Here is a 23,305-nt window from a genome sequence, read left to right as displayed (position 1 = left end):
TTATTAAATATGATTTAGTTTAAGAATTAAAGATAAGAAAGGTTATAATTGATATGGAGGTGAATGAGAATCCTAAGGATCTCATAGAACCTCTATTGGATATATTTTACTATTTAATAAAAATTATTTAGTACATTTTTAAGTTCTGCTGAAAATAAAGGGTCTTTTGAACCAGCTGTTATTTCGTTGTATAACTTTTGTTTTTCTATTGATTTAACATAAGATTTAATAGCTTCCTCTACAGCAGTATTAATTGAAGATGCATAACCATCATTAGAATATTTGTTTAGTTTATTAAGTAAATTTACAGGTAATGAAAAAGTATAATTTTCAACTACTTTTGACATACATGTATCAGCTCCTTTATAAAAGATATATTTACATTTTATGCAATTAAATGTAAAATAGCAATAGGGTAATTTGATGAAATCGATATCTAATTTATAAATAAAAAATTTTTTTAAAAAAAGGGACAATTCTCAAATCTAGCTATTTCAAAATAACTAAATTTGAGAATTGTCCCTAAAATATTATTTATGTTGGTTGTATTTTATTTTAAGCCTAATGTAACAAGGGTCTTTAAATCATAAACATGATATTCTATAGGTAAAGAATCAGTGACGATTTTGCCTAGAATTGTTTTGTTTTTTTTCATTTTTAGTTTTAAACTTTCAAAATCTACATCAGAGAGTGCTACATGACCTTTCATGTGCTTAGAACTATTAACAATTAACTCTTGTTTACCAGTTGTTTCACATTGAAGTGTAATGCTACCTTCATCATTTAATAAGATTTCACCAAGTATATTTTTTTCTTCTCCTATAACTTTACCGTTGAATAGACTTCCATCTTGTAATAATAAATAACCCTTCATTTTATTACCTCCTGTTATTTTTGTCTCACTGGACAAATTTAATAATTGATAGTAAATAATTGTACAAGAATATTAATATTTACTTTCTAAAAAAATTATAACATATTTTACTCTGTTTTCAATAAAAAAATACAAAAAGAAAAAAATACCTATAAGCTTCTTTAGGGGAATAAAGTAAAGAAATGGGTGGGAAATAACATTTTTATAAAGAATGATTAGGGTCAAATTTAAATGTTTTAGAATACAATAATTAGTGAAAGCAATTAATTTTTAGGGAGAGATATGGTTTACGGTTATCCGGATTATCAATTTTTTAGAGAAGTAAATAATTATACTTATTATATTCTCGATCATAAAAGAGCAGATGTAAATGGTGATAATTTAGTAGAAGATGTTTATTTGGTTGGAAATAAGCCAGACGGTCCAGGGGGAATTTTTGCAGAGAGTATAACTCTTGTAATATGCAATCCTTTCACTAATTATTGCAAATCTTTTCCGTTAAAATTTGATGCTGGATATAATCCTTCATTGTTTTTAGGAGATTTTAACGGAGATAAGATAGAAGATATATTCATTTCCATTGATTCTGGAGGTAGTGGTGGATATGTTTTTTATTACATTTATTCTTTTAAGGATAATATTTTAAGTGAATTATTTGATTTTGAAAAATATAATTCAGCTTATGTATACGAAGTGGCGTATCTAGATGATTATAAGGTAAAAATAACAAATTTAACTATAAATAAGTATGCTATTATTGATATAGGCTATAAGGACGAGGAGTATTTATCTTTTATGTATGATGAGAATGGAAATCTTATAAAAGATGTTAAAGGGCAAGTTCTCGCACTTGGAGGTTTATATCCAATAGATATTCAAAAAGATGGAGTTTATGATCTGCAAGCTGTTCAAAGAATAATAGGACGTGCTAATGCTGATACTTTGGGATATGTACAGAATACATTAAAATGGAATGATGATGACTTCTACCTTTTAATGAGCAAAGTATCTGTTCTTATGAGAAAGGAAAATTCATAAGTTATATAGTTAAGAAAACTATCAGAATGTACCAATACATTTTGGTAGTTTTTTATTTTATAAAAATATAGATTAGCTAAATGACAGTGGCTTATTTAAAATATGGATTTAATATTAAATTATGGTAAAATGAGAATGGTTAAATGGAAGAGAAATATATGACAGGGGGAATTCCGTGAATAAAAAAGTTATATCTATATGTTGTGCTGTATGCATTGGAAGTATTTTATTTAGTGGATGTTGTAATTCGCTTCAGGATGAAAAAAATAAATTGACTAAAGAAATTACTTTACTAAAAGAGAAAAATTCTGAGTTAAATAATAAATTTAATAAACTAGAAGCAGAATCTAAAATTCTAAATGCTAGATTAAAAGAACAAGTATCTATAATTTCCGCAATGAATAATAAAAACTCTAAAAATAAATTTACTGTATTTACGGTTTATACTGCTAATGTAGATACGTGTGCTAAAGAAATTGGATTTTATATTAATATTTCTGAGGATGTACCGCTAATTGATAAATTAAATATCATTGCTGATAAATTATCAAAATCATATTTTGGTGGTCTTCCAATTGAAGCTTTAAAAATTGAAGAAAAACAAGGAAAAAAGATAGCAATAATAAATTTAAAGGAATTTGCAGAAAATCAAGGAATAACTGATTCTTCAAAGTTAAAAGGAAAGACTTGGAGAACACAAAGTTTTCAAGGTTCTACAGGAGGTAGCATTACTTCAACTACTTTAATTGAAACATTTTTGCAAAGGGAATATGAAGGTGAATGGATTGATGGTGTGAAGTTTTTATATAACCATGAAGATGTAGACTTTATGCATGTACCAAAATTGTATGAAGTTAATTTTAGAAAATAAATCAGAGAATTATATATAATATTGTTTAATTTTAAGTGAATAATTTAGGGGGGATTTTATGCAATTAACATCAGAACCTGTAATAACTATAAGAGATTTAAAAATAAATTTTGGAACAAAAGAAGTGTTAAAAGGCATAAATTTAGATGTATATAAAGGTCAAATAATAGGATATATAGGTCCTAATGGAGCAGGAAAAAGTACAACAGTTAAGATAATGTTAGGACTTATTGAGGGCTATACTGGAGAAATTAAAATTTCAGGACAGAATATGTCAACAGGAGATGTGGAGTATAAAAGGAAAATAGGATATGTTCCTGAAGTAGCAGAAATATATGACAATCTAACAGCTAAGGAATATTTAACTTTTATTGGAGAATTATATGGAATTCAGTATGCCAAAGTTGATAGAAAAGCCAAAAAGCTTATGAAGCTGTTTGCTATAGAAGAGGCTTATGAATCAAGAATTTCATCTTATTCTAAAGGAATGAAGCAAAAAATTTTAATAATATCAAGCTTGCTGCACAATCCTGATATATTATTTTTAGATGAACCTTTGAGTGGATTAGATGCTAATAGTGTAATGGTATTTAAGGAAATATTATCAGAATTGGCATCTCAGGGGAAAACTATATTTTATTCTTCTCACATTATGGACGTAGTAGAGAAAATTAGTAATAGAATTATTTTATTAAATGATGGACAAATAGCAGCTGATGGGAGTTTTCAAGAACTTAAAAATAAATGTAGTGAAGGATCTTTGGAAGATATTTTTAACCAACTTACAGGATTCAATGAATATAAAAGTATAGCAGAAGAGTTTGTATCCGCAGTTAAAGAGGTGTAGTAATATGAAGGAATTTAAAGTTTTAAAATTTCTAGATAAATTTAAAGTTTTATTTGAAAAGTTTGGTGTAGATTATGAAATAATGAGAAAGATTCTTCAAATGAAGTTAGTTATGGATGGAAGAAGAATTCCTACAATTATGAATAAGTCAAATAAAAATAAAGAAAAAGAAGAGGAGAATAGTTTCTTTAAGTCATTAGGTTTATACGCTTTTTTTGGATTAATTATAGTGGTTTTGATAATACCAAAAACCAATTTGATTTTTCAAATGAGCTGTGTTTTTGGTATATTGATGTTTATGATTATGACAACATTAATTTCGGATTTTTCATCTGTGCTTTTAGATATCAGAGATAAGAATATAATATTTTCAAAGCCTGTTAATAATAAGACTATAAATGCAGCAAAGTTTATTCATGTGTTTATTTATATGTTTTCTTTAACTATAGCTTTTAGTGGATTAGCTCTTGTAGTCTCACTTATAAGGCATGGTTTTATTTTCTTTATTCTGTTTTTATTTGAGCTGATACTTATGGATCTATTTATAATAGTATTAACTGCTTTTTTATATTTGGGTATATTGAAGTTTTTCGATGGGGAAAAATTAAAGGATGTAATAAACTATATTCAAATAGCGTTATCTATAGTGGTGAGCATAGGGTATCAGTTAATTGGTAGATTGTTTAATATTATAGATATTAATATAGTATTTACTCCAAAGTGGTGGCAGTATTTTATTATTCCAATGTGGTTTGCAGCTCCTTTTAGTTGTATATTGGAGAATTCACGCAATACCTACTATATAATCTTTTCAATACTAGCAATAGCTGTACCTGTAATAGCAATACTAATCTACATTAAGCTTGTTTCTTCCTTTGAGAGAAATTTACAAAAATTAAATGTTAATAGTGGTAAAACAGATAAGAGAAAAAAGAAGCTATTTTACAAATTATCTAATGTATTTTGCTCAAACAAACAAGAACAAATATTTTTCAGGTTTACTTATTATATGATTAAGAATGAGAGAGAATTTAAGCTTAAAGTATATCCATCTTTAGGATTAGCTTTTATATTTCCATTTTTGTTTATATTCATGGAGCGTGGAGAAGGCAAAGGATTTAGTGAATGGCTGAGTTATATGGCTTCTACTAAATATTATTTAAATATATATTTTTGTGCTTTGCTGCTTCCAACAGTAGTTATGATGATGAAATACTCCGGAAAATATAAAGGAGCTTGGATTTATAAAGTTATGCCAATTAAAGAGGCAGCATCAATATTTAAAGGAACTTTAAAAGCAGCTATAATAAAGCTGATAGTTCCAATATATCTTTTTCAATCATTGATATTTATTATTATATTTGGAATTAAGATTGTACCAGATTTAGTACTAGTTTTTATCAACATGATGTTTTTCACAATAATATGCTTTAAATCAATGCGAAAATCACTACCTTTTTCAGCAAGCTTTCAAAGCACTCAACAAAGTGAGGGGTTTATAATTATACCTTTGATGATTTTATTAGCTGCTCTAGCAGGAATACATTATAAATGTACTTTTACTAATTTAGGTGTATATATATATATGGCTGTTATGTTTATAGTTGATATTTTCTTATGGAAAAAGTCATTTAATATATCATGGAAGAAGGTTGAGAAAAGTTACACAGTGTGATAGTGTAAAAGGAAAAAGAACAAAGGGGTGGAAATTATAAAATTTTATAATTTCCTAGTAAATAAAAAAGGGGCGATTTTATGTTTTCTGAAAAAGTAGTAAACAATTTGAGTAGGTCTTCGTGGATAAGGGCAATGTTTGAGGAAGGTGCAAGACTTGTTGAAAAATATGGGGCAGATAAAGTTTATGATTATAGTCTTGGAAATCCGTATGCAGAACCTCCAACAGAAGTTGTTGAGTCACTTAAGAATCATATTCTAAGTAATGAAAAAGGATTACACAGATATATGAACAATTCTGGTTTCACAGATGCTCGTGAAAAAATTGCAAAATCTTTAGAAAGAGAAAGTGGAGTTGAACTTTCTAGTGAAAATATAGTAATGACAGTTGGTGCTGCAGGAGGATTGAATGTTGTTTTAAAAGCACTACTTAATCATGGAGAAGAAGTTATTGTATTTGCACCTTATTTTGTGGAATATAATTTTTATACAGACAACCATGGTGGAAAAATAGTAGTAGTTCCTTCGGATACTTCAACTTTTGAACCTGATTTGAATGCACTGGAAGAAAGTATTACACCAAACACAAAAGCAATGATTATTAATACTCCTAATAATCCAACAGGAGTTGTGTATAGTGAAGAAAAGTTAAAAGATATTGCAGAAATTATTTCAAGAAAGGAAAAGGAATATGGTACAACAATATTTGTAATTTCAGATCAGCCTTATAGTGAAATAATTTATGATGGCATTAAGCTTCCAAGTATACTTTCTATTTTTAATAACTCTATTGTTGTAAATTCATTTAGTAAGTCACTAGGGCTTGCAGGAGAAAGAATAGGGTATATTGCAGCAAGCAGTAGAATTAATGATATAAATGTATTTATGAATGCTTTAAGTTTTTGCAATCGTACTTTAGGATTTGTAAATGCTCCTGCATTATTTCAGAAAGTTGTTGGAGATGCAATTGATGCTAAAGTAGATATTGAAGAATATAAGATTAGAAGGGATTTTTTATATGAAAACCTTACAAGACTTGGATTTGAATGTGTAAAGCCTCAAGGAGCCTTTTATCTTTTCCCTAAAGCACTTATTGATGATGATGTAGAATTTGCAAAGAGAGCAATAAAATACAATTTACTTTTGGTACCTGGAAGTGGTTTTGGATGTCCTGGATATTTTAGAATGTCCTACTGTGTAGATTTTGAGATGATCAAAAATTCTATTTCTGCTTTTGAAAGATTGGTTGAAGAATTTAAATAAGAATATTAATGCCTCATACATTTTATATGTGTGAGGCATTTTGAATAATGTATCGGTACATTTGACTAAAAATCATTATATGTTTAAAATACCAAAATAAGAGAATGAATATAAAAATAGGCTATAAAAAATTAAGGAGGACTATTTATGAAAACAAAAAGAGTTATATTAATTGGGCTTTTTGCTGCAATATGTTTTATAGGAACATACATACATATTCCTATAAATTTAGGTGGAAGTAATTCTATGATACATTTAGGAACTACAGCTATATTTATTTGTGCTATTTTGATTGGTAAAGATGCAGGATTAGCAGGTGCAATAGGTTGTGCATTATTTGATGCCACTAATCCAATGTTTGCTGCATGGATTATACCTACTTTTATAGTTAAAGGATTAACTGGTTATGTAGCAGGTTCAATAGCATTTGCAGGTAATAAAGATGGAAATAGTATTAAGCAAAATATTCTAGCATTTGTAGTGGGCGGATTGGTATCACTAGTTGGATATTTTATATTTAACTGGTTAGTATTTGTTGGGTATGAAACAGCTGTATTAAAAATGATAACATCATTCACAACAACATCAATAGGTGTAGTAATATCAATACCTATAGCAGCAGCGGTAAAACCAATAATTAATAAAAGTGGAATTAAGTTAGAGGCTTAAAGTTGAATTAGATACTATAAAATAATCTAAAGACTTCTTGAGAATTTTTTAATTTAAGCATTAAAACTCTTAAGAAGTTTTTTGTTGTAATTATATAAAATATATTACTATTTTTCAAAAAAATGTTTATAAAATTTTATAATAGATTTATAATATTGTTTGAAGCTTAAAGTTAAGGGGGAGATAAGATGATAAAGAATAAAATTTCAAAGTATTTTTTTATTACAGTATTATCAGTTAGTTTAGGTACATCAACAATTATTCCGGCATATGCCACTAGTATAAATAGTAAGGAAATAGTACAGCAAAACAAATCAATGACTAGTGATCAAATGTCTGTAAAAGATGCAAAAGAGTATCTTGTAAAAAATGATTACAAAAAAGTCATAGAAATCTGTACAAAAGTAATTAAAACTAATCCTAAAGAAACTGCTGCTTATGATTATAGAGCATATTCATATTTAAAATTAAATGAAAATATAAGAGCACTTCTTGATTGTAATAAATCAATACAAATTAATCCTAGTAATATTATTGCATATTCTATAAGAGGTTCTGTACATATGTCCAGTAAAAAGCCAAAAGAAGCTTTAGATGATTTTAATAAGTCTATTTCATTAACTCCTAAAACATCAATTGAATACTTTTTTAGAGGAATATCCTATAGTAATTTAAATAAAGATAAGGAAGCTATAGCAGATTATTCTAAAGCACTAGAAATAGATTCTACAGAAATATTGGCATTAATAAATAGAGGAAATATGTATTCTAAACAAGGCCAATATGATAAAGCAATGCAAGATTATACACAAATTATAAAATTAGATAATAAAAACTTCTATGTTTATGCAAATAGAGGAGTTGTTTATTTTGAAAAAGGAGAATATAACAAAGCATTAGAGGATTTCAATGAAGTTATAAAACAGAATAATAAATATAGTTATGGTTACGTTTGTAGAGGGGCAGTGTATGTTAAATTAGGAAATTATACTAAAGCTGTACAAGATTATAAAAAAGCAGCTGAATTAGATCCTAATAATCAAGAAGCAAATACATTATATAAAAATTTAAAAGCTTTATTAGATAAAAATAAAAAGAAACTAGATAAAGCAAATAAAATATATAAACAAATCCAAGAGGTTTATAAGAAAACACAGACTGGAAAAAATACTTATGAAGAAATAAATGTATTGAAAAATGAGTATGAACATTTTACATCTTTAACTTCTACAGCTCCTATGGATAAATTTTATAAGGGATGTGGAAAAATAGCAAAGGAAATAGATATTTATTCTATGTATAAATTGACTGATGATGATTTAACAAGAGCAAAAGCTTCAGAAACTATTATAGAATCTGAGATCGCATCATTGAAAAAGGATATAGAAGATATAAAAGTTGAAATGAATCAGGGTGTAGCTAATGATTTAAAAAGGATAGAAAAAGATTTAAAAGAAGCTAAAAAATATGGGTATAAGACTGTTGAGGAATACAAAAAAGCTTTAGAAGAATCAAAAAGACAAGGATACAATAATATTGAAGAATATCAGAAAGCTTTAGAAGAAGAAAAGAGAATATCTACACCAGGCAAGCTTGAAAAGCATTTAAGGAAAAACTTTAGTGAACTGGATACTCCCCTTGGAAAATGCAAATTTACCTATAATGTATCTACTATAACATTTTATGATGGGAATGGAACAAACCTTACGCCATATGACTTTAGAATTGAAATTAACTGGTTTAATTTTTCACCAAGTGATATAGATAGTTCAAAAAATTTAAGTGCTGAACAAAAACAGCAGACTAAAGATATGTTAAGAGATTTTCAAAAGAAAGTAGCAGATGAAGCTTTAAAAGCATTTCCTAATAAAAAGATAAGAGGAGGATTTTTTAGAGATATAATTGATAAGAGAGATATTGAAATAGCATTAGATAATGCTGAGGACCTTGATGAAGTGTTATCTATAATTGATAACGTTGATTCAGAGAACCCTATGACAGTAACCGAGTATAGTAATATTCAATTCTTAACATGGCAAAATTTTGAGAGTACTACTGGTTCATCTAAATATGATGATAATAAAATTACTAAATTTCACTGGTATCCTAAAGATGATGATTATAAATTTTAAAATTAATATTACTAAAGTATTAGGTTTCAACTAAAAGAGATAGAAGTCTTGGAAATTATACAATTAAGAGAACTATCAGGATGTATGAATACATTCTGGTAGTTTTTTATTTTGAGGAATAAAAGATATTTAGAAGAAAGATAAATTAATTTTAATATATAGTAAAAAATGTATTTATAAAAAAATACAATAGTGATAAAATATGTTTAGGCAAAAAACAAAAATAAAATAATATAAAAAATAAAAAAATAAAAAAGTAAAAAATAAAAAAAGCAAAAAAAACACAAAGTATAATTTTACATATTATTTTTAGAAGAAAATTATAAGGAGGAAATATATATGAAAATTACAAGGAATAAGTTAATGTATTTATGTTTTATTTCTTTTGCTATGATAGGCTTTGTTTTTAGTATGCGAACAAATATCTTTTCTTCCATTCAGCATGATTATTTAGGAGGCTATGGGCATATTGCAACTCTTATCTTAATTTCAGGAATTATTATGCAGATTTCTACTTTAGGGACAGGATATGTAGTAAAAAAATGGAGCCACAAATTTATACTGAGTATAGGACTTGCACTTTATAGTATTAGTGCATTAGCAATGATTTTTGTACACTCTATATTAGGATTTGATATTTTATTTTGTTTTTATATGTTTGCGTATGGAAGTTGTACTTTAGCAGGAAATTTGTATATTGGAGTACTGAAGCCAGAGGAAAGAGGAAAAACTTTAATGAAATTACATTTAGGGTTTTCTTTAGGAGCATTAGCTGGACCTAAGATAATCAGTGGATTATTGGATAAGGGAATCAATTGGCAATTGATTTTTGGATTGAGCTCAATACCAACTTTAATTATATCTTTTATTCTTATATTTGTAAAAGAAGCAGAAGTGAAGAAAAATTCTCAAGTAGAAGAAAAAGTTGATATTGTTCAGGAAACTACTTATTCATGGAGAAACTTAATTGTTTGGCTGTTTGTGTTATTATTTGTTGGTGGTCAAGTTTGGGAATATGGTTTAGGCACATGGTTTATTATATTTGCAAGACAAACTCAACAAATCAGTGAAGGACAAGCTGCAAGTTATTTAACGGTATTTTTAATTAGTTATCCTATTGTTAGGAGTATATTTAGTCAAATTCTTGATAAAGTTGGGTATGAAAGATGTTTATTATTTTCTTTTATAGGCAATGTAATATTTATTGGATTGGGATTATACACATCTCAACTTATATTTTTTGGCCTTACAGGAATTTTTACAGCTACTATGTACCCAACAATTATGGCAATGATGCAGCAGCGTTTTACAGGAGTAAATGTTGGGCTAATTGGATGGATTTCTATGATGGGTGGAATGATAGAATATGTTTTAATTTGGGCTATAGGAAAATTAGGAGATATTTTTGGAATAACTGTTGGATTTGGAAGTTTAATTATATATATGGTTATGGGAGCAGTTATTGTATTAATTATTCAGTGTATTTATGAAAAAGAAAAAATTTGTTATTCGCAGATAGAAATGAAAAATTAGCTGAAGAATTTAAATAAGACTATTCATTAAAACCAATAATTAATAAAAGTTAGGTACATATGTCAATTTTAAAAAACTTCCTAAGAACTTAAATTCTTAAATTTAAAAATTCTTAGGAAGTTTTTTATATTATGCTTACAAATTTACTCTAGATTCTTCTTAAAATTAAGTATTGAAAAAGAAAGTATAAGTATTCCCAGTATGCCTAGAATTAAAGTATCTTTCCATAGATATTCCATGCCAACACCTTTTAGTATTATGCCTCTTGCAATCTTTAAAAAGAATGTTAGAGGTATCAAATTACCCATGATTTGAATTATTTTAGGCATACTTTCTCTAGGAAATACAAACCCAGAGAGAAGAAAGCTGGGAAGAATAAACAGCATAGTTGCCTGCATTGCCTGAAGTTGATTTATTGTTATAGTAGAAATCCACATTCCAATTGCAAGAGCAACTATTACAAATTCAAATCCAAGCAGTAAAAGCAGAGGAAGGCTTCCATTAATAGGGAGTCCAAACCACATGGTTCCAATACCGAGTACAAATAAGAAATCTACATATCCTATTAAAATGTAAGGTATCATTTTTCCTAAAATAAGTTCACGAGTTTTAATAGGGGTTACTATTAACTGTTCAATTGTACTTCTTTCCCTTTCACGAACAAGGGCAAAAGCAGTGAGCATTACAGTTATATTTTGAAGAATAAGCCCTATTACACCTGGAATTGTAAACAGTGTACTCTTAAGGTTTGGATTGTACCAAACATTTGTCCTTAAGTCTATAGAAAGTAGTGAAGTTTTATTTAAGGCAATTCCTTTTTTAGAAAGATTCTTTTGAGTATTCTGCATGGAATAATTTTGGGAAATTAGTTGGCCACTGCTTAAAGCAGTTCTTGCAATTGTTGGGTCCGTACCATCTATAATAAGCTGTCCCTGTGCTTGTTTACCTTTTTTTAGTTTTTCAGTAAAATTAGGTGGAATTATAAGCCCAGCTTTTGCATCTCCATTATCAATTAGATAATTTAGTTCATTTGTACTGTTTACATAATATTTGGGAATAAAGTAGTTTGAATTTGTAAACTTATTTATATATGTACGGCTTTCTTGAGTTCTAGATTGATCAAAAACTGCAATGTTTATATCCTCCAAATCAGTATTTACAGCATAGCCAAATAAAAATATCATCATAATAGGCATTAGAATTATTATTTTGGCACTAAATTTATCTCTTTTAATTTGAATGAATTCTTTTTTTATTATTGATATAAACCTCTGCCAGTTCATTAATCTTCCACCTGCCCATCTAGTAGAAATTTTAGTTCCTTAAAAGTAGAAGTGATTTTTTGGTTTGTAGCTCTTTCAACATAGGTTATGAATACATCTTCTAAGTTTTTGGCATTTTCTCTTTTTAATATTTCTTCAGTGTTACCTATTGTTAGTAATTTACTATTGAATATAAATGCTGTAATATCACAACTTTCAGCTTCATCCATGTAGTGAGTGGTAACAAGTATTGTAATACCTTGATTTTTCAATTCATGAATTATCTTCCAGAATATTCTTCTTGAAACTGGATCTACCCCAGCTGTAGGTTCATCTAGAAAAAGAAGTTTTGGTTTATGAATAAGTGCACATCCAAGAGCAAGTCTTTGCTTCCAACCTCCAGAAAGTTTACCTGCAAGCCGCTTTTCTTTTCCCTCAAGATTTGCCATTTTAATAAGCTCTTTTTTTCTTTCTTCTCTAACCTTTTTTGGCAGGGAATAAACTCCAGCATAAAAATCAAGATTTTCTTCAACAGTTAAATCCTCATAAAGGCTGAACTTTTGAGACATATAGCCTATATTTGCACGAATTTTTTCTGTATCCTTTGTTATATCATATCCTAGAACTTTACCTTCTCCAGAGGTTGGAATTAATACACCGCAAAGCATTCTTATAGTAGTTGATTTACCAGAACCGTTGGGTCCAAGGAATCCAAATATTTTTCCCTTCGGTATTTTAAAATTTATATGATCCACTGCAGTGAAATCACCAAATTTTTTTGTGAGTTCTTTTACTTCTATTGCACATTCCATAAAATCACCTCTAAATCCATGCCAGGTTTTATAATATCTAGATGGTCTAAAATTTTAACTTTTACTTCAAAAACTCTTTTTTGTTTGTCTTCCTTTGTTTGTGTATTTTTAGGGGTAAATTCTGCATTAGAAGATATATAAGTAATTTTTCCGTTTACAGGTTCATTTAAAGCGTCACAAATAATTTTTACTTCCTGATTTAATGAAAGTTTTGAGTAATATTTTTCTTGGACATATACTTTAACCCATAAATCATTTAAATCAGAAACAGTTGCTATAATTGAACCAGGAGCAGCTGTTTCACCTTTTTTCACCCATGTTTTTAAAACTGTACCTGTAATTGGAGACTTAATAGTGGTTTGTGATAAATTATATTTAGCTATTTTCTTAGAAGCTTCTGCTTGTCCTAATGCTGATTTTAAGGAGTTTAATACATAAGAGGAGCTGCCGTTTATAAGTAAGTCATATTGAGCCTTAGCATTTTCAACAGAGGCTTTGGCAGCTTCAATTGTTTGGGTTGTTGCACCATTTTTTATAAGAGTAAGCTTTTCCTGGGATGTTTTCACTGAATTTTGTGAAGAAATTAGTTGGCCTTCTGCAACATCAAATACATTTTGAGCTTGATCTAATTGCTCATGGGAGATTATGCCTTCATTTTGTAAAGTTTTATATTTTTCTAGATTATTTTTTCTGTAATTATAATTTTTTTGTGCCTGTTCTAGTAAACTTTGTGATTGTTTTAACGCAATTTCTGCTTGCTTTATTTCTTCAGGTCTGCTTCCAGATAATAGTTCATCAAGTTTTGCTTTTGAAGCACTTAAATTGGATTTAGCTTGACGGATTTGTTCTTCTCTTGTTCCACTTTTAGTTTCGTTATATTTTTGTTTGCTTATTTCGTAAGCTGCTTGAGCTTGTTTCAAATTAAGCTTAAGCACTTCATCATCTAATTTTGCAATAACATCTCCTTTATTAATTTTTCCACCTTCAGAAGCAAAAATTTCACTTATAGATCCACCTAATTCTGTTTGTACATCATATTCTGTGCATTCGGCTGTACCGCTGTATACATTAGGTTTTTGCTTTGTATTAGAGCAGCCTAATAAAAAGAAAGCACTGAAAAAAGATATACATACTGAAGCAGTTAGGTATTTGAAAGTTGATTTGTTTTGTTTCATAGTCTCCACCTCCAATTAATATAGATTTTTTATTTAATTAACTGCAGGCTTGTTTAAAAGTCCATTTAAAAACAAATCCAGCATCATGTCTATTTGTTCATCTTGAGTATAGTCTTGTAAAATCTGCGGTACAAACTTGTTTTGTATAATATGAGTTATTATCATACCTACAAGGCAGCGAGTTACAATAAGTGAATTAATATTTCTAAATCTATCTTCTGTTATTCCTTTGTCAATATAATTTGTTATAACTTTTATGCCTGTAGTTGTCATTAACTCAATAAATTTTGATCTAAAATCTTCTTTATAAATCAGTTCTGAAAAGAAGATCTTAACTAGAGGAAAATTGTTCTGTATTAAATCTAAACGGTTTTTAATTAAAGCTTTTAAAATTTCTTTATCATCTTTAGAATCTTCTTTTTTTAATACATCATCTAGGGAGTTTATTATTAATTCTTGAACTATGATTTCTACAGAATGTTTTAATAGAGCTTCTAGCAAGCCTTTTTTGGATTTAAAATAAAAAAATATAGTACCTTCTGCAACTTCAGCATTTTGAGCTATTTCTTTGGTAGAGGTTTTATCAAAGCCTTTTTGAGAAAAAAGTTTTACAGCTGTTTCTAAAATTCGTTGTTTTTTATCAGTGGAATTTTTATTGTTCATGAGATTCTTTCCTTTCTATTTTTTATATAAGTTCTTAGAGTGTGTTAGTGAACTTTATTTTAATAACAAGATTGATTGAGTACTCACTCAGTAATATTGTAGTACTTTTACATGTAAATGTAAAGAGGACATTAGAGCAAGTATACTTTGGAATTGGTTAAAATTTTAGAATGTCCTACTGTATAAATTGACTGATGATGATTTAACAAGAACAAAAGCTTTAGAAGAAGAAAAGAGAATATCTACACCAGGCAAGCTTGAAATAGCATTAGATAATGCTGAGGACCTTGATGAAGTGTTATCTATAATTGATAATGTTGATTCAGAGAACCCTATGACAGTAACAGAGTATAGTAATATTCAATTCTTAACATGGCAAAATTTTGAGAGTACTACTGGTTCATCTAAATATGATGATAATAAAATTACTAAATTTCACTGGTATCCTAAAGATGATGATTATAAATTTTAAATTTAATATTACTAAAGTATTAGGTTTCAACTAAAAGAGATAGAAGTCTTGGAAATTATACAATTAAGAGAACTATCAGGATGTATGAATACATTCTGGTAGTTTTTTTATTATTTCAGGAATATAGTCTGTGAATTTAGACAAAAAAAGACTTTATATGATATTTTTTAGCGAATTATATTATAATTTACTGAAAAATATCATATAATTATTTGTATAATAAGAAATTTTAAGAAAATTAAGAAAGGAAGTGGATTTATGATCAAACTGAAAATAAAAGGTAAAATATTTTCAATGACAGCTTTTATCATTACATTTTTACTTATAAGTGTATTTGCAAGTATGTTTTATTATATAAATAAACTAGTAAATGATAATAATAATAAACTGTTAGATTCTAATGGAAAACTAATGATAAGTTTATTAGATGAAAAGTATAGTGGTGAGTGGAGAGTAGAAGGCGACAAATTATATAAAGGTAAAAAATTGTTAAATGAAGATACTGAATTTGTAGATTTGATAAAAGAAAAGACAAGTGATGAAGTAACTATATTTTTAAATGATACCAGAATATCTACAACTGTAGAAGAACAGGGTAAAAGAGCAGTAGGAACGAAAGCGTCTAGTGAAGTTGTACAAAAAGTATTAAAAGAAGGAAATATATATAAAGGACAAGCGAATGTTTTAAATACACTATATGAAGTTAAATATGCTCCAATAAAAGATAAAAATGGACAAAATATAGGGATGTTTTTTATTGGAGTTGATCAAAATACAATAAAAAAACAAGTTAATTCATTAATGTTTACAATAGCAGGAATTACTTTAATAGTGGGGGTTTTATCGTTTATAATTGTAGTATTAATTACAAAAAGTATAACAAATCCTCTTAATAAATCTGTAGAACATTTGGGAGTTATATCAAAAGGTGATTTAACTGTTGAAGTTTCAGATGAAGTTTTAAAAAGGCATGATGAGATTGGTGATTTAACTCGTTCAGTAAAAGTAATGCAGGATTCGGTTAGGCAAATGATATTAAATATTAAAGAAGTGTCTGAAAATATTGAGGATTCATCAGAAGATTTAGAATGTTCGGCAGAGGCAACTGCATCTTCTTCACAAAATGTTTCTATAGCTATTCAGGATGTAGCCAAGGGTGCAGGTAATCAATCAGATAACTTGCTTGATATCACACATATATTGAATCAATTCGGTGATAAATTAGAAGAAATGGTACAAGCCATAACTCACACTGGTTCTACTTTTAATGAAATTGATTTTATGACAAGTGAAGGTAATAATAAAATGCAGAAATTGATTCAATCAATAACACAAGTAGGGGATTCTTTTAAAAATTTCTCAGATACAATAACAGGATTTGGCGAAAATATAAATCAAATTAATGAGATAACTGCTGTTATAAATAATATTGCAGATCAAACAAATTTGCTTGCATTAAATGCAGCTATTGAAGCAGCAAGTGCAGGTGAATCAGGAAAAGGTTTTGCTGTAGTTGCTGACGAGATTAGAAAGCTTGCAGAACAAAGTAAAATATCTGCTGGAAATATAAATAAACTAATAGATGATATATCAAGCAATACTGGTACTATCATAAGTAATTCAGATACCATGAATACAGAATTAAATGATCAGGTTGAAGTTATTAATACTACTATAAATTTCTTTAAGAAAATAACCAAAGCAATTGAGAAAATTGTACCTGAAATTCAATCAGTAAATAATCTAGCAGTGAACATAAATAAAGAAAAAGATACTATTTTACAAAAAGTAGAAGAAATATCTTCTGTATCTGAAGAAGTAGCAGCGTCTTCAGAAGAAATAGCCGCATCTTCAGAAGAAATGAATGCATCTTCTGAGGAATTAACGGCAACAGTACATTCATTGAATGATATGTCTAAAGAAATGATGAATGAAGTTAATAAGTTTAAGTTATAGACAAAACAACTATTTTTACACAAAAGCAGCTATAATGCATAAAGCGTAGCTGCTTATTTTTTTTGTTATAGTATTACAAAATTTACCTAGTATAAAAATTAAATTATTATATTGACAAAGTAGCAAGAGTATAATATCATACTAAATGTAAATGATAATTAATTTCAATTAAAACGAATTAGCAATTGTTAATAATTATCAAAATACACATGTATTTTATACATCATAGTTTTTTAGGTATTATACTAATTTAACAAAAGAAAAATTTCTAGAGGAGGAAAACAAATGATAAAGAAAAAAATAATTTCAGCAGTATTGGTTGGAGTAATGTCAATGGGGATATTAGCTGGTTGTTCAGCAAGCAGTGATTCAGCTAAAAAAGAAGTTGTAAAAAGTGAAGAAAAGGTAGTAAATATCTATACGGATAGACATTATGATTCAGATGAAGAACTTTATAAAATGTTTACAGGAAAAACAGGCATTAAAGTAAATGTTGTAAAAGGTAAATCAGATGAGTTAATTGAGAGATTAAAAAGAGAAGGAAAAGATACACAGGCAGATATTTTAATAACAGCAGACGTTGGAAGATTATACAGAGCTAAAAATAGTGAAGTATTACAACCAGTTAAAAGTGATAAGCTTACAAAAAACATTCCAGAAAAGTATAGAGATGAAGACAATCAATGGTTTGGTTTAACTAAGAGAGCTAGAGTTATAGTTTACTCAAAAGATAAAGTAGATCCAAAAGAGTTATCTACATATGAAGAGTTAACAAATTCAAAATGGAAAGAAAAAGTTTTAGTTAGATCATCAACAAATATCTATAACCAATCATTATTAGCATCATTTATTGAAATAAATGGTGAAGAAAAAGCTAAGGAATGGGCAAAAGGTCTTGTAGAAAATATGGCTAGAGAGCCACAAGGAAATGATAGAGACCAAGCAAAAGCAGTAGTTGCTGGTATTGGTGATGTGGCTATAATGAATACTTATTATGTAGGAAAACTTTTAAATTCAGCAGATAAAGAAGAAGTAAAAGTAGGAAATAGCGTAAAGGTATTTTTCCCAAATCAAGATACAACAGGAACACACGTAAATATCAGTGGTGCTGGATTAACTAAGCATGCTAAGAATAAAGAAAATGCAGTTAAATTCATAGAATTTTTATCAGGTACAGAAGCTCAAAAGCAATATGCAGAGGCTAATTATGAATATCCAGTAAATCCAGAGGTTGAACCATCAGAACTTCTAAAATCTTGGGGAACATTCAAAGAGCAGGATATAAGATTATCTAAACTTGGTGAAAACAATAAGAAAGCAGTTGAAATTTTGAATGAAGTAAATTGGAAATAAAATAATTAAAAAGCAGCTTGTATAGCTGCTTTTTTCTAAATTTATTTTAGGAGGATGTGTAGGTATTGATGAAACTAAAGAAAGATAAACTAAACATTTGGAATGTTTTAAGTTTTATTATAGTGATGCTAATTATTTTACCTAATATAGAAATGTTTGTTAATGTTTTTAAAGAGCCTAATGAAAACTGGTATCACATTAAGCAATACCTTTTAAAAGGGTATGTAATAAACTCATTAAAATTAGTTTTTGTTACAGGATTTTTAACAGTATTAATAGGTACGACTTTGTCATGGATAATATCGGTTTATGATTTCCCATTAAGGAAGTTTTTTAAATGGGCATTGATTTTACCATTAGCTATTCCGCCTTACATTGCTGCCTATACATACAATGGAATGTTAAGCTACACTGGAGTAATACAGATTACTCTTAGAAAATTTAACGTAGAGGTAAATCCTAAGTATTTTGATATTATGTCTATAGAAGGTGCTATTTTTATATTTACTATATTTTTATTTCCATATGTTTATATGATAACTAAGTCTTTTCTAGAAAAGCAGTCTGCAGCATTAATAGAGAATGCTAGAGTACTTGGAAGAAATTCTTTAGAAATATTTTGGTATGTAGTTCTTCCTATATCAAGAGGAGCAATTATCGGTGGAGTCAGCATAGTTATTTTAGAGATATTAAATGATTATGGAGTAGTAAACTATTTTGGGGTTCAAACCTTTAGTACAGCTATTTTTAAAACTTGGTTTGGTATGGGAGATCTAGATTCTGCATCTAGATTAGCTTCTATATTGATAGTAATAGTCTTAACATTATTAATTTTAGAGAAGTTTTTAAGAGGAAGGAAAAAATATAGTTTTACAACTACTAAAATCAAACCTATATCTAGAATAAAACTAAAGGGGATTAAAGCTTTTGCAGCTTTTTTATTCTGCTTTATTATTTTTGCATTAGGATTTATAATTCCAACTGCTCAGTTATTTAGCTGGAGTTTATTGACTTACAAAAAAATATTAAACATTAAATTTGTTCAATTTATGTTTAGTTCAGTATCAATTGCATTAATTACAGCAGCTTTAATAATTGTTTTTGCTTTAATTGTAGCAAATTATTGTAGACTTAATGACAGTTATATATCAAAGCTTTATTCAAGGATAACGGTTCTAGGATATTCAATTCCTGCTGCGGTTATAGCTATTGGAGTTATTGTTGTTTTTGTTTCATTAGATAGAAAATTGTACTGGTTCTATGAGATGATTGGAGTTAATTCTTCTAGTTTAGTACTTAGTACAAGCATAGGTATGTTGATTTTTGCTTATATAATTAGATTTTTAGCAGTGGGATATAATTCAATAGAAGCATCATTTGAAAAGGTAGGAAATAAGTTTTCAGAGGCTTCAAGAACCTTAGGTTTTGGAATAACAAAAACTTTCTTCAAGGTTGATTTGCCAATGATAAAGGACGCAGTTTTAGGTGGATTTTTCTTGGTATTTATAGAAGTTTTAAAGGAACTTCCGTTAACCTTGATTTTAAGACCGTTTAACTTTAATACATTGGCTACTAAGGCTTATGAGTATGCTAATGATGAAATGATTCATGAGGCAGCTGTTTCATCTATATTAATTATTGCTGTAAGTTTTATAGCTATATATTTCTTCTATAAAATAGGGGATAAGGAGGAAAAGTAATGTATATTCAGATTAAAGATTTAAATTTTAAATATAAAAATAGTAAACAAAATGTAATTAAGGATTTTAATTTAAATATAAAAAGAGGAAATATTGTTTGTATATTAGGAGAAAGTGGATGTGGTAAAAGTACTATATTAAGATTAATTTCAGGATTAGAAGAGCCTTTAAGCGGTAGTATTAAGATCGATGGAAAAATTGTAGTAGATGATAAAAATTTTGTGTATCCTGAAAAACGAGGAATCGGAATGGTATTTCAAGATTATGCTTTATTTCCACACATGACTATAGAAGAGAATATTAAGTTCGGAATTAAGAAAATATCTCATGATGAAAAGAAAAAAAGAGTTGAAGAGGTATTAAAGCTTGTAAATTTACAAGGATACGAAAAAAGATATCCTCATGAATTAAGTGGAGGACAGCAGCAGAGAGTAGCTTTGGCTAGAGCTATTGCTCCAAAGCCAGCTTTGATTCTTTTGGATGAACCTTTTAGTAATCTTGATGCTCATCTTCAGAATAAAATAAGACAAGAACTTAAGGAGATAATTAAACAAACAGGTATAACTTCAATTTTTGTTACTCATGATGCTGAAGATGCAAAAGCTATTGCAGATCAAATTGTAAATTTGGAAATTCACTAAGAGGTTAGGGCAAACGCATCTTTATATTGAAAAATACAATATAAAGATGCTTTTGTTTTGTGTCATAATATAGGTAACATTGACTAAAAATGTAATATATGGTATTATAAAGTTAAGTCAAAGCTTGGATAGCTTTAAATAACTATTATAACTTTATCGTTGTGTATTTATATTTAAGAAATACAATGCAATTAGTTTTAATAGACCAGTATAAAAACATGTGTTTTTATGTTGGTCTTTTATGTTTTCATATAACAGGGGGGATAAATGTGAAAAAAATAAGTTATAGTATAGTACTTGCTATTTCGTTATGTTGTGTTATTTTATCTTTAACAATAGGAGGTATATGTTTATTTAATAGTAAAAAAATAATAAAATATGAATCAGAACAAAAGCTTTTAAAAATGGCGGAGCAAATAACAGGAGAATTTAATAAAAGCATATTAAAAGCACAAGCTTCGGGAGAAAATGTTTTATCTTTAATAGATGCTTCTTTTGATTTGAATAAAGCTTTAAAAGATAAGAGTTATATGAACCAATATGAAGCTACAATATCACCTATGATTAAAAAAATTACAGAAGATACAGAAGGAGTAATGAGTATATATGTAGGATTTAATCCAAAGTTTTCTGGAACTTACCATCAAATATGGTATGCAGATACGAAAGCGAATGGAGTTTATACTCTTCAACCTAAGATAAATGTAGATGATTATTGGGAAACTGATAAAGTGTTTTGGAGTGAACCGTATATTGATGATACTACTCATATTTGCATGATTTCATATACAGCTCCTATAAAATCAGGAAAAAATACTATAGGAATACTTAGTGTTGATTTGAAATACGATGATATAAAAAAATATATAAATGATGTAAAGGTATATAATGAAGGATATGCTTTCTTATGTGATTCTAAGTTTAAGTTTTATGTTCACAAAAACTTATCTAATAAAGAATATATGAATAAGTATATAAATAATGAAGGTTTCAAAAAAGCAATGGAACAAATTAAGAAAAATAAATCTGGTATAATATACTATAATATAGATGGTGTTAATAAAATATTGAGTTATGCTAAAAGTGCAGATAATAATATATTAGGAATTGAAATTCCAGAAAATGATATATTTAAAGATTTAAATTCTCTAATATTTTTAATTAGTACAGTAATAATAATAGGAATTATAATTTCTATATTAGTAGCCTTTTATATTGGAAATAAGATAACCAAGCCTATAAATGAAGTAACAAATATTATTAATAGAATTTCTGAACTTGATTTAACTTTTAATGAGGATATTCAAAAAATATTGCAAAATAAGGATGAAACAGGTGTTATTACTAGATCAGTTGAGAATTTAAAGGGAAAATTAAGAGTGGTAATTGGAAATCTTCAAAAAGAAGCAGATGAAACTTTTGAATATTCTAAAATAGTTTCAAAATCTACAGAAGGTATACTTGGTACTATGGAAAATATATCTTGCTTGATAGAAAGTTTGGCTCAAGGTGCTGAAAAACAAGCGCAAAAGTCACAAAGTGGATCTGAAAAGCTTACATATTTTGCTGATGATATAAATGAAGCTTCAACTATTGCTAACAAAGTTAAGGAATACTCTAGTAATACTAATATTGTTAGTAGGCAAGGAATAGAAGCTATAGATAATCTTCAGGATAAATTTGAAGCTAATAATAAATCAATAAATAGAGCTTTTGAAAGCGTTGGTGCTTTAGCTAATAGTTCAGAACATATAGGACAAATAATAAATTCTATAGAGTCCATTGCATCAGAAACTAATCTTTTAGCTTTAAATGCTGCTATTGAGGCGGCAAGAGCTGGAGAGGCAGGCAAAGGGTTTGCGGTTGTAGCAGATCAAATAAGAAAGTTGTCAGAACAAACAACTTTATCTGCTAAGGAAATAGAAACTATCATAAATGAAATAAAAACAGAAGCATCTAATACTAAAAATGATATGGGGGATGTGAATAAGGCTTTAAGTGAAGTTAATAAATCAGTAGAAGAGTCTAAACAAGCCTTTAAGGTAATTGGTGAAACCATAGAAAATACTATAAGTCATATTAATATTTTAGTGAAAAAAATAAATACTGTAAATGAAAATAAAGATGATGTTTTGAAGTCTACCAAGGAGATTTCTGCAATATCTCAAGAATCAGCTGCTAGTACAGAAGAAATTGCGGCAGCTATACAAGAGCAGGTAATTTCCATACAAAATATATCTAAAGCATCAGAAAAACTTGGAAGTGTTGTAGATAGTTTAGAGCAGATTTCTAAACAGTTCATTATATAAATTTAATGAGTCAATGGAGAGTAATAAATAGAACGATTCCAGTGGCTCATTTTAATATGTC

General features: G+C 28.0%; 20 protein-coding genes. 14 read left to right on the top strand and 6 right to left on the bottom strand.

The features are described 5' to 3' along the window. Nucleotides 1-113 precede the first annotated feature (113 nt). Both OXH55_RS01545 and OXH55_RS01540 read right to left on the bottom strand, forming a co-directional pair. Complete coding sequence (locus tag OXH55_RS01545) at nucleotides 114-347, bottom strand: ribbon-helix-helix domain-containing protein (protein WP_268047645.1); 234 nt, start codon at nucleotides 345-347, stop codon at nucleotides 114-116. Between the two features lie 203 nt (nucleotides 348-550). Then, nucleotides 551-874: a hypothetical protein gene (locus OXH55_RS01540; RefSeq protein WP_268047644.1), complete on the bottom strand. Its 324-nt coding sequence runs from the start codon at nucleotides 872-874 to the stop codon at nucleotides 551-553. A 282-nt stretch (nucleotides 875-1,156) separates the two neighbouring features. Here OXH55_RS01540 and OXH55_RS01535 point away from each other — a divergent pair, with 282 nt between their 5' ends. From OXH55_RS01535 to OXH55_RS01500, 8 genes are all read left to right on the top strand, one after another. Next, nucleotides 1,157-1,912 carry a VCBS repeat-containing protein gene (locus OXH55_RS01535; RefSeq protein WP_268047643.1) on the top strand — a complete coding sequence of 252 codons (756 nt, stop codon included), beginning with the start codon at nucleotides 1,157-1,159 and terminating at the stop codon, nucleotides 1,910-1,912. A 175-nt stretch (nucleotides 1,913-2,087) separates the two neighbouring features. Further along, nucleotides 2,088-2,783 carry a hypothetical protein gene (locus OXH55_RS01530; protein WP_268047642.1) on the top strand — a complete coding sequence of 232 codons (696 nt, stop codon included), beginning with the start codon at nucleotides 2,088-2,090 and terminating at the stop codon, nucleotides 2,781-2,783. Nucleotides 2,784-2,841: 58 nt separating this feature from the next. Next, on the top strand, nucleotides 2,842-3,630 hold the full coding sequence (locus tag OXH55_RS01525; protein ID WP_268047641.1) for an ABC transporter ATP-binding protein: 789 nt from the start codon (nucleotides 2,842-2,844) through the stop codon (nucleotides 3,628-3,630). A 4-nt stretch (nucleotides 3,631-3,634) separates the two neighbouring features. Next, the gene (locus tag OXH55_RS01520) at nucleotides 3,635-5,305 is read left to right on the top strand and encodes a hypothetical protein (protein ID WP_268047640.1); all 1,671 of its coding nucleotides are present in this window, start codon (nucleotides 3,635-3,637) and stop codon (nucleotides 5,303-5,305) included. Between the two features lie 80 nt (nucleotides 5,306-5,385). Further along, entirely contained in the window at nucleotides 5,386-6,567 is a 1,182-nt protein-coding gene (locus OXH55_RS01515; RefSeq protein ID WP_268047639.1) for a pyridoxal phosphate-dependent aminotransferase, read from the top strand. 147 nt (nucleotides 6,568-6,714) lie between these two features. Further along, the gene (locus OXH55_RS01510; RefSeq protein WP_268047638.1) at nucleotides 6,715-7,236 is read left to right on the top strand and encodes an ECF transporter S component; all 522 of its coding nucleotides are present in this window, start codon (nucleotides 6,715-6,717) and stop codon (nucleotides 7,234-7,236) included. Nucleotides 7,237-7,424: 188 nt separating this feature from the next. Beyond that, nucleotides 7,425-9,368, top strand: coding sequence for a tetratricopeptide repeat protein (locus OXH55_RS01505; RefSeq protein WP_268047637.1), 1,944 nt, complete (start codon nucleotides 7,425-7,427; stop codon nucleotides 9,366-9,368). Between the two features lie 339 nt (nucleotides 9,369-9,707). After that, on the top strand, nucleotides 9,708-10,901 hold the full coding sequence (locus OXH55_RS01500) for an MFS transporter (protein WP_268047636.1): 1,194 nt from the start codon (nucleotides 9,708-9,710) through the stop codon (nucleotides 10,899-10,901). Nucleotides 10,902-11,044: 143 nt separating this feature from the next. Here OXH55_RS01500 and OXH55_RS01495 read toward each other — a convergent pair whose 3' ends face one another. The 4 genes from OXH55_RS01495 to OXH55_RS01480 are packed head-to-tail and all read right to left on the bottom strand — an operon-like array spanning nucleotide 11,045 to nucleotide 14,813. Further along, nucleotides 11,045-12,184 (bottom strand): ABC transporter permease, encoded by a 1,140-nt coding sequence (locus OXH55_RS01495; protein WP_268047635.1) that lies wholly within the window; start codon nucleotides 12,182-12,184, stop codon nucleotides 11,045-11,047. Then, nucleotides 12,184-12,975: an ABC transporter ATP-binding protein gene (locus OXH55_RS01490; protein ID WP_268047634.1), complete on the bottom strand. Its 792-nt coding sequence runs from the start codon at nucleotides 12,973-12,975 to the stop codon at nucleotides 12,184-12,186. Before OXH55_RS01490 ends, OXH55_RS01495 begins: the two co-directional genes overlap by 1 nt. Continuing rightward, nucleotides 12,960-14,150 (bottom strand): HlyD family secretion protein, encoded by a 1,191-nt coding sequence (locus OXH55_RS01485; protein ID WP_268047633.1) that lies wholly within the window; start codon nucleotides 14,148-14,150, stop codon nucleotides 12,960-12,962. The genes OXH55_RS01490 and OXH55_RS01485 overlap by 16 nt, the downstream gene beginning before the upstream one ends. 33 nt (nucleotides 14,151-14,183) lie before the next feature. Further along, a complete protein-coding gene (locus OXH55_RS01480; protein ID WP_268047632.1) occupies nucleotides 14,184-14,813 on the bottom strand; it encodes a TetR/AcrR family transcriptional regulator in 630 nt (209 codons plus the stop codon). A 187-nt stretch (nucleotides 14,814-15,000) separates the two neighbouring features. Here OXH55_RS01480 and OXH55_RS01475 point away from each other — a divergent pair, with 187 nt between their 5' ends. From OXH55_RS01475 to OXH55_RS20085, 6 genes are all read left to right on the top strand, one after another. After that, entirely contained in the window at nucleotides 15,001-15,285 is a 285-nt protein-coding gene (locus OXH55_RS01475) for a hypothetical protein (protein WP_268047631.1), read from the top strand. 258 nt (nucleotides 15,286-15,543) lie between these two features. Beyond that, complete coding sequence (locus OXH55_RS01470) at nucleotides 15,544-17,241, top strand: methyl-accepting chemotaxis protein (RefSeq protein WP_268047630.1); 1,698 nt, start codon at nucleotides 15,544-15,546, stop codon at nucleotides 17,239-17,241. Nucleotides 17,242-17,526: 285 nt separating this feature from the next. Further along, nucleotides 17,527-18,594, top strand: a complete 1,068-nt coding sequence (locus OXH55_RS01465) for a Fe(3+) ABC transporter substrate-binding protein (protein WP_268047629.1) — start codon at nucleotides 17,527-17,529, stop codon at nucleotides 18,592-18,594. A gap of 68 nt (nucleotides 18,595-18,662) precedes the next feature. Further along, complete coding sequence (locus OXH55_RS01460; protein WP_268047628.1) at nucleotides 18,663-20,294, top strand: ABC transporter permease; 1,632 nt, start codon at nucleotides 18,663-18,665, stop codon at nucleotides 20,292-20,294. Further along, nucleotides 20,294-20,935 carry an ABC transporter ATP-binding protein gene (locus tag OXH55_RS01455; protein WP_268047627.1) on the top strand — a complete coding sequence of 214 codons (642 nt, stop codon included), beginning with the start codon at nucleotides 20,294-20,296 and terminating at the stop codon, nucleotides 20,933-20,935. The genes OXH55_RS01460 and OXH55_RS01455 overlap by 1 nt, the downstream gene beginning before the upstream one ends. A 269-nt stretch (nucleotides 20,936-21,204) precedes the next feature. Then, nucleotides 21,205-23,244 (top strand): methyl-accepting chemotaxis protein, encoded by a 2,040-nt coding sequence (locus OXH55_RS20085; RefSeq protein WP_268047626.1) that lies wholly within the window; start codon nucleotides 21,205-21,207, stop codon nucleotides 23,242-23,244. Nucleotides 23,245-23,305: the final 61 nt, after the last annotated feature.

This window comes from Clostridium ganghwense, from assembly GCF_026735165.1.
Taxonomy (GTDB): domain Bacteria; phylum Bacillota; class Clostridia; order Clostridiales; family Clostridiaceae; genus Clostridium_H; species Clostridium_H ganghwense.
Note: the sequence above shows the minus strand (reverse complement) of the source record. Positions and strands in the feature narration are given on the sequence as shown.

Bases quoted from the DNA above. Each gene is read 5' to 3' on its own strand.
- OXH55_RS01545 (WP_268047645.1), bottom strand. From the start codon at position 347: ATGTCAAAAGTAGTTGAAAATTATACTTTTTCATTACCTGTAAATTTA.
- OXH55_RS01540 (WP_268047644.1), bottom strand. From the start codon at position 874: ATGAAGGGTTATTTATTATTACAAGATGGAAGTCTATTCAACGGTAAA.
- OXH55_RS01535 (WP_268047643.1), top strand. From the start codon at position 1,157: ATGGTTTACGGTTATCCGGATTATCAATTTTTTAGAGAAGTAAATAAT.
- OXH55_RS01525 (WP_268047641.1), top strand. From the start codon at position 2,842: ATGCAATTAACATCAGAACCTGTAATAACTATAAGAGATTTAAAAATA.
- OXH55_RS01520 (WP_268047640.1), top strand. From the start codon at position 3,635: ATGAAGGAATTTAAAGTTTTAAAATTTCTAGATAAATTTAAAGTTTTA.
- OXH55_RS01515 (WP_268047639.1), top strand. From the start codon at position 5,386: ATGTTTTCTGAAAAAGTAGTAAACAATTTGAGTAGGTCTTCGTGGATA.
- OXH55_RS01510 (WP_268047638.1), top strand. From the start codon at position 6,715: ATGAAAACAAAAAGAGTTATATTAATTGGGCTTTTTGCTGCAATATGT.
- OXH55_RS01505 (WP_268047637.1), top strand. From the start codon at position 7,425: ATGATAAAGAATAAAATTTCAAAGTATTTTTTTATTACAGTATTATCA.
- OXH55_RS01500 (WP_268047636.1), top strand. From the start codon at position 9,708: ATGAAAATTACAAGGAATAAGTTAATGTATTTATGTTTTATTTCTTTT.
- OXH55_RS01495 (WP_268047635.1), bottom strand. From the start codon at position 12,184: ATGAACTGGCAGAGGTTTATATCAATAATAAAAAAAGAATTCATTCAA.
- OXH55_RS01490 (WP_268047634.1), bottom strand. From the start codon at position 12,975: ATGGAATGTGCAATAGAAGTAAAAGAACTCACAAAAAAATTTGGTGAT.
- OXH55_RS01485 (WP_268047633.1), bottom strand. From the start codon at position 14,150: ATGAAACAAAACAAATCAACTTTCAAATACCTAACTGCTTCAGTATGT.
- OXH55_RS01480 (WP_268047632.1), bottom strand. From the start codon at position 14,813: ATGAACAATAAAAATTCCACTGATAAAAAACAACGAATTTTAGAAACA.
- OXH55_RS01470 (WP_268047630.1), top strand. From the start codon at position 15,544: ATGATCAAACTGAAAATAAAAGGTAAAATATTTTCAATGACAGCTTTT.
- OXH55_RS01465 (WP_268047629.1), top strand. From the start codon at position 17,527: ATGATAAAGAAAAAAATAATTTCAGCAGTATTGGTTGGAGTAATGTCA.
- OXH55_RS01460 (WP_268047628.1), top strand. From the start codon at position 18,663: ATGAAACTAAAGAAAGATAAACTAAACATTTGGAATGTTTTAAGTTTT.
- OXH55_RS01455 (WP_268047627.1), top strand. From the start codon at position 20,294: ATGTATATTCAGATTAAAGATTTAAATTTTAAATATAAAAATAGTAAA.